Raw genomic sequence first — 13,059 nt, 5'->3', positions numbered from 1 at the left:
GTGAGAGTTCTCACCCTTTTATCTTTTAGATTTGAACAACGATAGAACTTGATAGAATGTCCTCAACGCAAAAATTGCGAGCGGTCTCGGAATGTTGTAACTTTCTCCGTAGCCAAAGTTTAGGATTGGCCTGAATAACTTGTGTCTGCCTGCATTGTGAACAACTGGGATTAGTTCAACTTTTCCATTTTCTACAAGATAGAACTTTCCGTTTTTCACTTTGTACTTTTTTTGCGTCGTAGTGGGAATAAAGTTATACTTAGGATGAAGCTGATAAAAATCTTTTTTGTATGCATAGTAGTTCAAGACTACCATATCCGTTCCCCAAGCATCCAAATCTCTAATAATTTCGTTCATTGACCATACAAGTTCAACAAATTGTTTTCGTGGATAGATGACAAAGCCTGCGTTTATCAATTTTTTGTCAGACAAAAACTTCTTTATTTCGTCAGCATTTTTCACATTCTTATCGTTGGCAACGATTTCCATATTTGGTGATATTTCTTCACAAACTGCTTTTATCTTTTCAGGTTCTAACTGGAAAAGATGAGAGATATCCGACTGGAATATTATATCCCCTGAGTCGCATAACACTACTTGCTCATAGTTTTCGTTTTCAAGTAAGAAATCATTCAATTCCAAAAATCTCGTGTTGTTAATATGACCTTTAAATTTTCCAGCGATTTTGATTAAAACAGCTTCACTTTTAAGAATTTTGCGTGCATTTTCAGATAGTCCATAGTCTATAACGACGATATCAATGCTTTCTAATGTGCAATTCGATTTTAAGGACCTCAACCAATGATTTATTAAGAACTCTTCGTACTTCTCATTACACGCCGTTGCTAGTAGATATTTTTTATTCATCCTAGAGACCTCCATATCGTTATCAAACTTATCGATGCAAGATTTTTAGGATATATGAGTAGCTTCTAAGAAGCACGTAGACTAAAAATGGAGAGAAGCGGAAAAGACTAATTAAGAAATTTTGCTGCTTTCCAAATTTTGTATTTTTATTGTGAATTTTGTAAGATATGACATTTCTCCTCACTTTATCCATTCTTGCGATTCTAAGCCAATCAAAGAGTGGGTATCCATTAAACGCCAAATTTCCAATAGTCCAAGTGTATGCCGCAGGTATACATTCTGATTCTATAATCTTAGCAATTTCTCTTTCTCTTCGTTCTTCGAAAAACCTTTTGAGCCTCAGCATTGCACCAACGTTATGAAATACTGATAAACTTGGAATCTTAGTTGTAGATTTTATACGATAAAGTGCATTTGCAACAGCCTTATTGAACACATAACCACTTCCTGAATAATAGAGATACTTAGATATAAACTCATTATCTTCTGAATACCTAGTTCCTGGTGTAAACTTGATGAAGTTTTTATCAATTATCTCTTTTAAGAATATAGAAGAATTCAATGATATATGCATTGTTTGTAGGAGAAATTTTTTTAGGATCTCCTTTGACTCATAAACTCCTTGAGTATACTCATACATTTCATCATATCGATACAAAATCTTTCCTTTAAGATTCACAACATTTTGACCACCAAATGCTATATCGCATTTATTCTCCTCAATCGCCCCTACAAGCTCTTCGACTGTCCACGGAAAGAGTGTATCATCTCCATCTAAGAACTTTATGTACTTCCCTTGCGCTGCTGTAAGCCCGGTGTTCCTTGCAACGCTTGCCCCTTGGTTTTTTTGATTGATTATCTTGTAAATTTTCCCAGCATTTTTGAGTATCTTCTCTGCAACTTCTGCAGTGCTATCTTTTGAACCGTCGTTAACTACTATAATCTCTATATTCTCATACGTCTGCTCTAAAACGCTTCTCAGTGATCTTTCGATGTAGCTTTCCAAGTTATAAGCAGGTATTATCACTGATACAAGTTCTTGTTTATTAATCATTTCAATACCCTCCGAAAGTCACCAATCAACAGCGATTTAACTTTTGCTGGAATATATCTTATTGCTAAATACACTATTAGTAAATCAAATGCAAAGTAAATATACCAGATCTTGTTTAAAAGTGACATAACATCGGATATAACTATTCCAAATAAATTCAAAATTACGTAGAGCAAGCTCCCTAAGAGCATGTGATATCCAATTACAAACAACGCATTGAAAGCCAACTTGTAGAAAAATTTGTCTAAGCTTATAGCTTTCACCATCTCTGAAAGATATATGACTACGAATACCGCCACTATCTCCCCCAGCAAGGCGATAAATCCGCTCTTTCCAAACCATTGGTTGTTCCACGATATGTCTCCATTTGTTTGGCTAATCAAAATCAATGCAAGAATTGAAAGTGCGAAGTCCAGAGGTCTAACTTCAAGCTCGTATTTTCTCCAAATTTTTCCGAGCCAGAAAAATAGCAATGCAACTATGGCCGAGTCGATCTTGAAAATAAACGGCTCATGAGGAATGATTCTAAAGATTATCGCTAAGAGTACAGAAGCGGCTAACAAAAAGCTACTCTTATTCACAAAATAGTACATAACTTCTGATAAGAATAGCATCAGAAAGAACCATAATGGAACTGCATTAATTGCTACTTGATCAAGTTTGTCCATTCTCCCAATAAGATAGTTAGTAATGTACACATACTTAGGATATTGCAAAACATTTTGCGGTGCCAAAATTAAATATATCAAAGTATTAATAAACCCGGCTACGTAGTATGCTTGCACGAGAAGAACTCTTGACTTAATTAATTCTTTAAATCCTCTATCCTTCCATTGGTATCCTCTCGCAAATGCTAACGAACTCAAACCATAGCTAAAAAACGCATATATGTAATTCGGTGTTCCGGCGTGCACGAGCATTACGAAAAAGATAGCAACACCCTCTAAGAGAAGTATGTTCAGTTTCTGTTCTTTAGGCATAATTGTTTCTTAAACCTCCCAGTGATTTAGATTAAATCAGTTCAAATCACCACTTCCCACTTGCACCACCACCGCCGCTGCGTCCGCCACCAAATCCGCCACCAGAGCTTCTTCCAGAACCTCCGCCAAAGCCTCCAAAACCGCCAAACCCACCTGGTCCAAGAGGTCCCCTCGGTCCTCCGTAGCGTACGTATCCTTTACCAGAGAAAATCGAAAGGACTATGAAAATCATAATGAATATAAATATTATCTCCCCAATGTCTGGAACTTCATCTTCCTCAGGTAATTCTGCGTCCACATCGAATGTGAGTTCAACATTATATTCTTTCGCCACTTCTTTTGCAAGCGCTAAGTATCCATAGTATACACCTTTCGAATAATCTTCTTCTTTGAAGTAAGGAATTATGTATTCATCTCGTATTCGACCAGCTTTTCCGTCGGGAATAGCTCCTTCAAGTCCGTATCCTACTTCTATGCGCATCTCTCTGTCTTTTATTGCCACTAACAACAGTACACCGTTATCCTTTCCTTTCTGACCAATTCCCCATCTTCTGAAAAGTTCAACTGCGTAATCTTCGACGGTAAGCCCTTGTAATGTGTCAATAATAACCACAGCAATCTGCGCTGTTGTTTTTTCTTCTAGTTCCTTGCCTATCGAGACTATGTTCTTCGCGTATTCTTCATTAACTACGCCAACATAGTCGTTTATGTATTTGTACGGCGTGGGTGTTGGAAAATTAACAGCGAATAGCGTAGAAAACAGTGAAAATAATAAAACAAATGAGAGAAACAAACCTCTTGGCTTCAAATTATCATCTCCAATATTCTTCAGTATATAAAGTATTTTACCATTAAAATCAACAAAATGCATTCGCTTTTCAATTCGTTTTCATTCACTAAAGTACTTCATCAAGTCCTTCTTGATCTTTTCATAATCTGAAAGCAATTTGTCGACCTGTGTAAAAGGTTCTTGTGAAAAAAGCAGGCTCAATTCTGCATTGAATGATCCCAATACTTTTTCAGTAATTGGAAAGTATTTCGCCGGTTGGAAATTGTACTTTTTCCTCAATAGTGCAATAACCTCTGAGAATAAAGGTTTGAACTCATCAGGAAGTTTTTTGTCTATTACAAAGAAATTTATCCCGTCGTCGGTTATAGCCGTTCTGCAGATTTTGTACCAACCGCTCCTGTATCTTTCAAGGAGCTCTAAAATTTTGTCATCGACCTTGTTCGAAAACGAGAGCGATTCAACTCCCATCACCTTTTCGCTGAATAGTTCCTTTTTTAGAAATTCTTCGTTTCCGGATATGGCTACAAATCTCGTTTTTAACGGCAGTTTCAATATCCCGCACTGACACGTCGGTTGCTCTTTTAAACCAGATATTTCAATGAATTTCTGCTCGAAATGTTCTTTCGTTTTGAATTCGTTTAATTTGTAAATCGCTGGTGTACGAGACATGGGTGGTGAAATGGATATACCGACGATTTTTTCGTTTGACGTCGTAACTATGAAACTAAGGTAGAATGGGAATTTGCTATTTTGCTCAGCTTCGGAAGTGAGTTCATTTATATGACAAGTTACCACCGCCACATGGCGGTGGTAAACATCCAATCGCTCTTTTTTGCTCTCCAAAAATTGTATGAGCTCACTTGTATCAAACTCTATATCCTTTATATATTCGTACTTACTCGGTCCGACGTACACTCAATCATCTCCTAATTTTATCTTACTTATCAAGCATCGGCATCCTTATGCCATGCTTTTTGGCTGTGTTTATCGCTATTTCATACCCAGCGTCTGCGTGCCTCACAACGCCCATTCCAACGTCGTTTGTTAAGACTCTTTCGAGTTTCTTCTTCGACAAGTCAGTTCCGTCGGCAACGATAACAACACCAGCATGGAGCGAGTATCCAATTCCGACACCACCACCGTGGTGGAACGAAACCCATGTTGCACCACTTGCAACGTTGAGCATCGCATTGAGGATGGGCCAGTCTGCGATAGCATCGCTTCCATCCTTCATCGCTTCTGTTTCTCGATACGGGCTTGCAACAGAACCTGTGTCGTGGTGGTCGCGTCCAATTACTATCGGCGCTTCAAGTTCGCCTTTCTTCACCATTTCATTCATCGCAAGTCCCATCTCGGCTCTCTGACCTTGACCAAGCCAGCAGATTCTGGCTGGCAATCCTTGCCATTTCACTTTTTTCTGCGCCATCTCTATCCATTTTCTCAGGTGCTCATCTTCGCCGAAGAGTTCAATCACTTTCTGGTCTGTCTTGTATATATCCTCTGGATTACCCGAAAGCGCTGCCCATCTGAACGGTCCTTTACCTTCGCAGAAAAGGTCCCTTATGTATTCAGGCATGTAACCCGGGATATCGAATGCATCTTTCACGCCGTGGTCTTGCGCAAGTCTGCGGATGTTGTTTCCATATTCGAATACTTTTGCACCTTGTTTTTTCATTTCCAAAATGGCACTCACATGTTTTACAACACTGTCGTAAACCATTTCAAGATATTTTTGCGGATTCTCTTTCCTCAATTTGAGCGCTTCATCAAACGATATGCCTGCTGGCACGTATCCGTTCAACGGGTCATGAGCGGCTGTTTGGTCCGTTACTACATCAGGAATTATGCCTCTTCTGACGAGTTCCGGATGCACATCTGCAGCGTTTGCTAAAAGTCCTATCGACAGCGGCTTGCCTTCTTTCATCGCTTCTTTCGCCATTCTTATCGCTTCATCAAGACTATCTGTCCACGTATCGAGATATCCTGTGTTAAGCCTTCTGTCAATCATCCTCTTGTCGACTTCAACGGCGATAACAACGCCATCGTTCATGGTGACTGCAAGTGGCTGGGCTCCGCCCATTTCGCCAAGACCTGCCGTCAATACGAGTTTTCCTTTTAGCGTTCCGCCAAAATATTTCTTCGCAACTGCGTAGAATGTTTCATATGTCCCCTGCAAAATTCCCTGCGTGCCTATGTATATCCAGCTACCTGCGGTCATCTGACCGTACATTATGAGTCCGCGTGCTTCAAGTTCGTTGAAGTATTCCCAAGTTGCCCATTTCGGTACGAGGTTTGAATTTGCAATGAGCACTCTCGGAGCCCATTCATGCGTCTTCCAAACAGCAACCGGTTTACCGCTCTGGACTATCAATGTCTCGTCATCTTCAAGTTCTTTAAGGACTTCAACTATTTTGTAAAAGCTTTCCCAGTTCCTTGCAGCCTTACCCTTTCCACCGTATACTATGAGATTGGCAGGGTCTCTCGCAACTTCCGGGTCGAGGTTATTCATAAGCATGCGCATTGCTGCTTCGGTTAGCCATGATTTACACGTCAGCGTTGTTCCCCTTGGAGCTCTAATAACTTCTGCCATACGGTTCAACCCCCTCTGAATATATGACTCATCATAATCTATTCTATATAAAGACTGAAAAATTCTCAAACCGCTCAAAAGATAAGATAAAAGAAAAAGTACGACATCAAAAAAGCATACTTAAGTATTCCACTTATTTCGTATATTCTCAACTATTTCCTGCGCCGTTTTTGTCGCCGCAATGCCGCCAAGCCCGGTTTCTCTCAATGACTCAGGAAGCGACTTTCCAACGTTGTACATCGCTTCCACAACTTCATCAAATGGTATCACGCTCTCAATCCCTGCAAGCGCCATTTCAGAAGAAGCAATTGCAACGTTTACCGCATTACCGTTTCTCTTGACGCAAGGAACTTCAACGAATCCTCCAACCGGGTCGCAAACTAATCCCATCAACGCTTTTAAAGCAAGCGAAGATGCATTTCCTACCTTTATCGGGTCTTGGGAAAAATAATACGTGAGCATAGCAGAAGCCATTGCTGTTGCAGTCCCTATCTCAGCCTGACATCCACCCGCTGCACCGGATAGAGTGGCTCGCTTTGCCACCACATTTCCCACGCCAGAACCGACGATAAAAGCTTTTAGTAATGAATCAAAATCAGCTTTTTTGACTTTATAAAGTGCGTACAAAGCACCCGGGACTACACCGCATGAACCAGCTGTTGGACAAGCGACTATTCTGCCCATAGATGCGTTGGATTCGCCCATCGAAATTGCGACAACCGTTGCAACGTGGCTGAACTCGCTCAGCATTTGGGGTGTATGAAATGATAATTTTTGGCCATTGTTTCCAGTGAGTCCAGTTAACGTCTCAAAGCTTTTTCCATAATTTCGCTCAGATTCTTCTAACATGACAGTAAGCAATGCCTTCAAGTTATGCTTAACCCTAACCGGATCTCTGCCGGTATCCAACATTTCTTGAGCTAATATAACCTCGCTGAATTCGAGATTCGTATTTTTCCATATTTCTATGAGTTCTGAATATTTCACACCCATTCACCTTCTTCGAGTTTAACTTGATACACTTCCAATGCACATTTCAGTCCTCTTAAACATTCAACGGTTTCCTCTTTCGGATTCTCGTCGAGTTCTATAATAGTCAGTGCGATTCCTTGAAGGGCATTAACTCTTCGCAGATAAACGTTGGCAATATTCACATCGAGACAATCAAGGATAGATTTCAACGCACCGGGCCTGTCTTTGTTAACAACAACAAGCGCAGGTAAATTGCCTTCTAAGGAGCAGTCAACATCATTGATCTTCGTAATCCTTATAGCTCCTCCACCGATTGATGAGCCCTCAACTTCATTGTAGATTTCGCCCTTTTTAGCTTTGATAAGCACTGTATTTGGATGGACGTCACCTAAGTCTGCGAATTCGAATTCGAATTTCAGACCATTTTCTTCGGCGATTTTATACGCATCCTTCACTTTCGGGTCATCTGGTTTTAGTCCCATTATTCCTGCGAGTAATGCTCTATCTGTTCCGTGACCTTTGTACGTTAGTGCGAACGAACCGTGGAGTGTAAATACAACGCTATCAGGAATTCCCATGAGCTTGTAAACAAATCGGGCGATCTTGAGTGCACCAAGTGTATGTGAACTCGAAGGACCTGTCATAACCGGTCCAGAAACTTCTATCAATCCCATACAATCACCTCTTAAGAATTCTTCCCATTAATTATACCACACTGAGAAATCACGGAATAAAAATAAAGGCGGGGTATCCCCGCCCTATTCTACTTTTTAAAACTGTTATCCTCTCAGCAATTGCAAAACATTTTGCGGTATAGCATTCGATTGAGCCAACATCGACATGCCAGATTGCAACAGTATCTGTCTCTTTGTAAATTCCATCATCTCTTTTGCCATGTCTGCGTCTCTTATTCGGCTTTCCGCTGCTGTCAGGTTCTCCGCCGCTACACCGAGATTTGCTATTGTATGCTCAAGTCTGTTTTGAACAGCACCGAGCTGAGACCTAACTGTACTAACTTTGTGAATTGCCGCGTCTATGACGCTAATTGCACGTTCAGCGGCATTTTGAGTTGTAACTTTAAGTACACTTGTAATCAATCCAAGGTCCTTTGCCATCATTGAATCAATACCAGCAATCATATTGGCGCCTTCGTTAGCACCTATTTGGAAAACAAGCTGGTTTCCACTCGTGTTAATTTTCTCGACCCTTGCCACACCGGTATCAATAACTGATTCATGCGGCAAAGCTCCGAATTCATTGATGTTAAATCTATCATTTCTCCACTTTACTTTGACACCACCAATAACAACAGAGGCTTGTGAGTAAGATGTTACAACCGTGCTTACTCCATTGCTTTGAACTAATACAACCCTTGCGTCGAGAGCACCTGTTGTATTACCTGTGAACTGACCAATTTCGACTATAATTGTCCCTTCATTTACGCTTGCAGCTGAACTTACGGCAGTAATGTCTAAATCGATGTTTCCCTGCGCAACAATCTTTGCATCTGGTGTAGCCCTAAATCCTTCAAGGTTACCATTTAAGAGCTTTTTCGTGTTAAATTCCGTAGTTCTCGCTATTCTGTCCACTTCTTCTCTTAGTTGGTCAATTTCGGCTTGGAGGCTGGACCTGTCAACGTCTGTGTTTGTATCACTTGCAGCCTGAACAGCCAGTTCTCTCATTCTTTGAAGAATAGAGTGTACTTCGTTCAGCGCACCTTCTGCTGTTTGGATGAGCGAAATTGCATCTTGTGAGTTCTTAATCGCCATGTCGAGACCTTTGATTTGTCCTCTCATCTTTTCGCTTATCGCCAAACCTGCTGCGTCATCGCTTGCTCTGTTGATCTTCAAACCTGAGGAAAGTCGTTCAAGTACCTTTTTCATGTCTGAGTCTGTGAGTGTAATCTGCCTCCATGCGTTAAGAGCCGATAAGTTGTGGTTAATACGCATAACCTCACCTCCATGGATAATGAAATATTAATTATTTTCTCTTAAATAACACTGCTCTTGTGTTTTCGTCAAATACAAAATGCTCTATGTGAGTATACCCAAGATTTCTAAGTTCCGTTTCCACTTGCTTTCTTGTTCTAATGATTCTAAATAGTGGATAATACCAAACCATATCTTCTCGATTCTCAAAATCAGGCACAAAATAGAAGAGCACTCCACTTTGAACATTCTTCAACGCACTATTAAATTCCTTAGCGGTGTTTATAAGTTCATAACTTAATATATTTTTGGAAACCTCAGAATATTCGATGCCCAATTCAAGCGTACACGCTTTAACAATTTTTAGATGTTCATCATCTTTTTCAATTAGTTTAATATCTGATGCATTTAAATATGATAGAGCTTCAAGAATATATTTCTTATTCACAGTAAGCCTTGGTAGCTTGTGAGTCTTTAATCTTTCCTTATAAATCTTGATTGCTTCATCTGTGTGAAATGGTGATGCATAATAGAACTTTTCCCCTTTCCTCCAAACCCTAATTGGCGAAATTACGCCAAGTCCAGAATGCTTTTCGGAGATATTCCCAACCCATACTATTTTATCTTGAGAATTTCCAAATTCCTCATGGGGATAGAAACCATCAAATCTATACGTACCTATTAAAATGTCACCTAAATTTACATTCTTCTCCACTGCCTTACGATGATAATCAAGCGCTTTTCCTAAGTCCTCATCCTTATCTGATTCTTCAAACAGTTTAGCATACTTATACTCTAAGAACTGGAAGTCTTCCTTGTTAGTTATGCTTTCAAATAGCCTTTTTGCCATTTCTTTATTTGATACCGCAATGTTAACTGCGCTAACATACTTTGCAAAGTCACTATCTGATATAAGGTATAGACGCTCGAGTTCTGCTTTTGGAAAATTTCTTAAATTTCCTACCATGAATTCCTTGTTTTTAATGTAAAATTCTTTCAGTTCCTTAAAAACGCCTTCTATCGTTGGATCAAGTTTGGTCTTCAGATCATCGAGTACAGATTTTATGAACCTTGACAATTCTGGAAAGACCTGAGAAGCGCGTTTATAATAATCAAGTGCAAGAGAATAATTAGCTTTCCGGAGATTGATATCACCAATAAGTGCATTTGAGATTCCGGAAATCGTCTCATCTTCAAACTTGCGCAACTTGTTTAGAATCTTGAGTTTGACTGGATCATCATCACTCATATTTTCGTGGAAGAATATAAGCCCTTCTATACCGTATTCCTTTATTTTGTCTAATATTTCTTCTTCATTTTCACCAAGAACATAAGATATTAGACCGTCTTTACCACTCTTCAGTTTTTCCAAGACAAGTGTTCCAAATCGCGTGTTTAAAAAAGGACTAAACAAAGAAAAATCAAATTCCACGTGCAAATTTGTAATCTTTTCTAGTATTTCAAAGACACTTATCTTTAGTTCATACTCTGCTGATATTCGTAGTATTTCCGCTAATTCATTCAAGACCTTAGAAAATGTGCTGTCGTCAGTTTTCGCAATTTCTTTTAGAAGTGCGGTTACAAACTTCTGAACTTCATGTGGCAAGAGTCTTGATTTATCAAACGCCTTAGAAAAATGTTCCTTGAATTTCCTTACATTCTTATACCTCAGATATGCAATAGATAATAAGGCATGAGCTGAAGGAACGTACTTGATAGAAATTATTGTCCAAGCAAACTTCTCAGGATTTTTCTCAACATAATCTATCTTCTTGAGAAATTCTTCTCCATATTCTATTACCTTACTATAATTTTCCTCAGCCTCTTCTACAGCTAATAAAGCATAATACGGGTCTGGATTACTTGGCTCGACTTTTAAAAGGAAGTGTAACAAATTTCTAGCTTCTTCCCTGAAACCCTTGTTGTTAAGATCTAGTGAATGCATGAACAACACTTCAAGGCCTATTGATGGCATCTTCTTATCAGATGTTATGATACTCAGTATTTCCTGGACTATATCATATAAAACGTACTTCCTTGAACCTATGAGTTCTGCCTTATATAATTGACAAAGGTAGTAAACTCTTTCTTGTGAAGGTAAATCTTTCGTTTCATTCAAAAGTTTAACGATAAGATTTCTTGTTCTTTCATACTTGCTCTTTCTTAATTTTCGTGTCCAAATATATCCGTAGTGATATATCGTGAAAGGTGCTTCCACTATCTTACCTTTGTAAATAGCCTGATTATGAATGATATTTTCATACTTCACGGTGCCGTTCCTAAAAACCCTCGCCGTTGACGCTATCTCAGTCTTTTTGAGATCCCAGTCGAGATAATTAAGTGTAGGAAGATAAACAGTATTAACATCATCAGGCAATTTCTCCAAGAATTCTCTTATGCCAGCAAAATCCTCTCTTACTTCTTCGTCAGCATCGTATATGAGCACCCATTCACATGTTGGAAATTGTAAAGAATAATTACGGGCAGCTGAGAAGTCATCGTGCCACTCGTAGAAATAAATCTTATCAGTATACTTTCTCGCTATTTCAACACTTTTGTCTGTTGAACCAGTATCAACAACAATAATTTCGTCAACGTAAGGCTTAATGCTTCCCAAAGCCCTATCTAAATTGTGTTCCTCGTTTTTCGTAATCATAGCAACACTAATTAGGCAACGGTTAGATTTCTCCATATGTATGTCCCCTCCGAAGGAGAAAAGATATTTTGTAATTCTTCTAAAATATTATTCATCTTTCGTAAATCACTTTCCTAAAAGCAAAAAAACAAAAGCGGGCGTGAAGCCCGCTTTTGTTAAACATTTGATATTAAATTGTTTATCTGAGCAGTTGCAACACCTGTTGAGGTTGAGCGTTAGCTTGTGCAAGCATCGACATGCTCGATTGCAACAGTATCTGCTGCTTCGTAAATTGCATCATCTCTTTCGCCATGTCTGCATCTCTTATTCGGCTTTCCGCTGCTGTCAGGTTCTCTGCTGCTACTCCAAGGTTCGCTATCGTGTGCTCAAGCCTATTCTGGATTGCACCAAGTGCAGACCTTGCTGTACTTACCCTGTGGATCGCTGCATCTACCACCATTATTGTTTTTTCTGCACTATTCTGGTCTGTCACTTTGAGTGTGCTTGTTAACAATCCAAGTGACTTTGCACTCATGTTGTCTATTCCTGCTATCATGTTATGCCCTTCGTTTGAACCTATTTGGAAGATAAGTTGACTCGCCGTTGTGTATCTACCTTCCACTCGTACAACTGCACTATCAATCACTTCATTCGAAGGTAGTGCTCCTCCAAAGTCTGCAATGCTAAATGTTGTGCCAGTCCAGGTGATATTGATTCCTGCAAATGTAAGAGCTCCAACGTTGATAGCAGTTACTTTACTGTTTGTTCCTCCCGCAGTGATGAGCGTAATCTTGACATCTATTGCTGATGATACGCCACCATTTAACTGCCCAACTTCTACAACGTAAGTTCCTTCTTGCACCGAGTTTGTGATTGTACCAATTTGTACATTAATATTTCCACCTGTAACTACTTTTCCATCTGGTGTGAATCTGAAGTTCTCAAGTTTTCCATCTAACAATTTCTTCGTGTTGAATTCCGTTGTCCTGGAGATTCTGTCAATTTCTTCTCTTAACTGGTTGAGTTCTGCTTGTATCTGGTTCCTATCTACGTCTGTGTTCGTATCGCTTGATGCTTGTACTGCAAGTTCCCTCATCCTTTGGAGTATCGAGTGTACTTCTGTCAGTGCTCCTTCTGCTGTCTGAATCAAGCTGATAGCGTCTTGCGAGTTCTTGATTGCCATGTCAAGACCTTTGATTTGTCCCCTCATCTTTTCACTGATTGCCAAACCCGCTGCGTCGTC

11 protein-coding genes are annotated in these 13,059 nt (G+C 39.6%); all 11 read right to left on the bottom strand.

Annotated elements, in window-relative coordinates; all coding sequences use genetic code 11:
- Positions 1 to 18: 18 nt before the first annotated feature.
- Entirely contained in the window at positions 19 to 867 is an 849-nt protein-coding gene (locus tag BUA11_RS07970) for a glycosyltransferase family protein (protein WP_011994604.1), read from the bottom strand.
- 28 nt (positions 868 to 895) lie between these two features.
- Positions 896 to 1,921, bottom strand: coding sequence for a glycosyltransferase family 2 protein (locus BUA11_RS07965; RefSeq protein WP_011994605.1), 1,026 nt, complete (start codon positions 1,919 to 1,921; stop codon positions 896 to 898).
- The gene (locus BUA11_RS07960; protein ID WP_072760281.1) at positions 1,918 to 2,901 is read right to left on the bottom strand and encodes a hypothetical protein; all 984 of its coding nucleotides are present in this window, start codon (positions 2,899 to 2,901) and stop codon (positions 1,918 to 1,920) included. Before BUA11_RS07960 ends, BUA11_RS07965 begins: the two co-directional genes overlap by 4 nt.
- Positions 2,902 to 2,947: 46 nt before the next feature.
- On the bottom strand, positions 2,948 to 3,709 hold the full coding sequence (locus tag BUA11_RS07955) for a TPM domain-containing protein (RefSeq protein WP_245789640.1): 762 nt from the start codon (positions 3,707 to 3,709) through the stop codon (positions 2,948 to 2,950).
- Positions 3,710 to 3,790: 81 nt separating this feature from the next.
- The gene (locus BUA11_RS07950; protein ID WP_072760279.1) at positions 3,791 to 4,606 is read right to left on the bottom strand and encodes a DUF4895 domain-containing protein; all 816 of its coding nucleotides are present in this window, start codon (positions 4,604 to 4,606) and stop codon (positions 3,791 to 3,793) included.
- A gap of 22 nt (positions 4,607 to 4,628) precedes the next feature.
- On the bottom strand, positions 4,629 to 6,281 hold the full coding sequence (gene hutU / locus BUA11_RS07945) for a urocanate hydratase (protein ID WP_072760277.1): 1,653 nt from the start codon (positions 6,279 to 6,281) through the stop codon (positions 4,629 to 4,631).
- Positions 6,282 to 6,401: 120 nt separating this feature from the next.
- A complete protein-coding gene (gene sdaAA / locus BUA11_RS07940) occupies positions 6,402 to 7,268 on the bottom strand; it encodes an L-serine ammonia-lyase, iron-sulfur-dependent, subunit alpha (RefSeq protein WP_072760275.1) in 867 nt (288 codons plus the stop codon).
- Positions 7,265 to 7,927, bottom strand: a complete 663-nt coding sequence (gene sdaAB / locus BUA11_RS07935) for an L-serine ammonia-lyase, iron-sulfur-dependent subunit beta (RefSeq protein ID WP_072760273.1) — start codon at positions 7,925 to 7,927, stop codon at positions 7,265 to 7,267. The genes sdaAA and sdaAB overlap by 4 nt, the downstream gene beginning before the upstream one ends.
- 105 nt (positions 7,928 to 8,032) lie before the next feature.
- Positions 8,033 to 9,202: a flagellin N-terminal helical domain-containing protein gene (locus BUA11_RS07930; RefSeq protein ID WP_072760271.1), complete on the bottom strand. Its 1,170-nt coding sequence runs from the start codon at positions 9,200 to 9,202 to the stop codon at positions 8,033 to 8,035.
- A 31-nt stretch (positions 9,203 to 9,233) separates the two neighbouring features.
- On the bottom strand, positions 9,234 to 11,873 hold the full coding sequence (locus tag BUA11_RS07925; protein ID WP_072760269.1) for a tetratricopeptide repeat-containing glycosyltransferase family 2 protein: 2,640 nt from the start codon (positions 11,871 to 11,873) through the stop codon (positions 9,234 to 9,236).
- A 142-nt stretch (positions 11,874 to 12,015) separates the two neighbouring features.
- Positions 12,016 to 13,059, bottom strand: a 1,044-nt coding sequence (locus BUA11_RS07920) for a flagellin N-terminal helical domain-containing protein (protein WP_072760267.1), incomplete at its 5' end; no start/stop codon positions are given.

Source organism: Fervidobacterium gondwanense DSM 13020 (assembly GCF_900143265.1).
Classification (GTDB): domain Bacteria; phylum Thermotogota; class Thermotogae; order Thermotogales; family Fervidobacteriaceae; genus Fervidobacterium; species Fervidobacterium gondwanense.
The sequence above is the reverse complement of the archived record's forward strand: the minus strand, read 5'-3'. Positions and strand labels throughout refer to the sequence as shown.

Coding starts and splice junctions, on each gene's coding strand:
- BUA11_RS07970 (WP_011994604.1), bottom strand. CDS start 867: ATGAATAAAAAATATCTACTAGCAACGGCGTGTAATGAGAAGTACGAA.
- BUA11_RS07965 (WP_011994605.1), bottom strand. CDS start 1,921: ATGATTAATAAACAAGAACTTGTATCAGTGATAATACCTGCTTATAAC.
- BUA11_RS07960 (WP_072760281.1), bottom strand. CDS start 2,901: ATGCCTAAAGAACAGAAACTGAACATACTTCTCTTAGAGGGTGTTGCT.
- hutU (WP_072760277.1), bottom strand. CDS start 6,281: ATGGCAGAAGTTATTAGAGCTCCAAGGGGAACAACGCTGACGTGTAAA.
- sdaAB (WP_072760273.1), bottom strand. CDS start 7,927: ATGGGATTGATAGAAGTTTCTGGACCGGTTATGACAGGTCCTTCGAGT.
- BUA11_RS07930 (WP_072760271.1), bottom strand. CDS start 9,202: ATGCGTATTAACCACAACTTATCGGCTCTTAACGCATGGAGGCAGATT.
- BUA11_RS07925 (WP_072760269.1), bottom strand. CDS start 11,873: ATGGAGAAATCTAACCGTTGCCTAATTAGTGTTGCTATGATTACGAAA.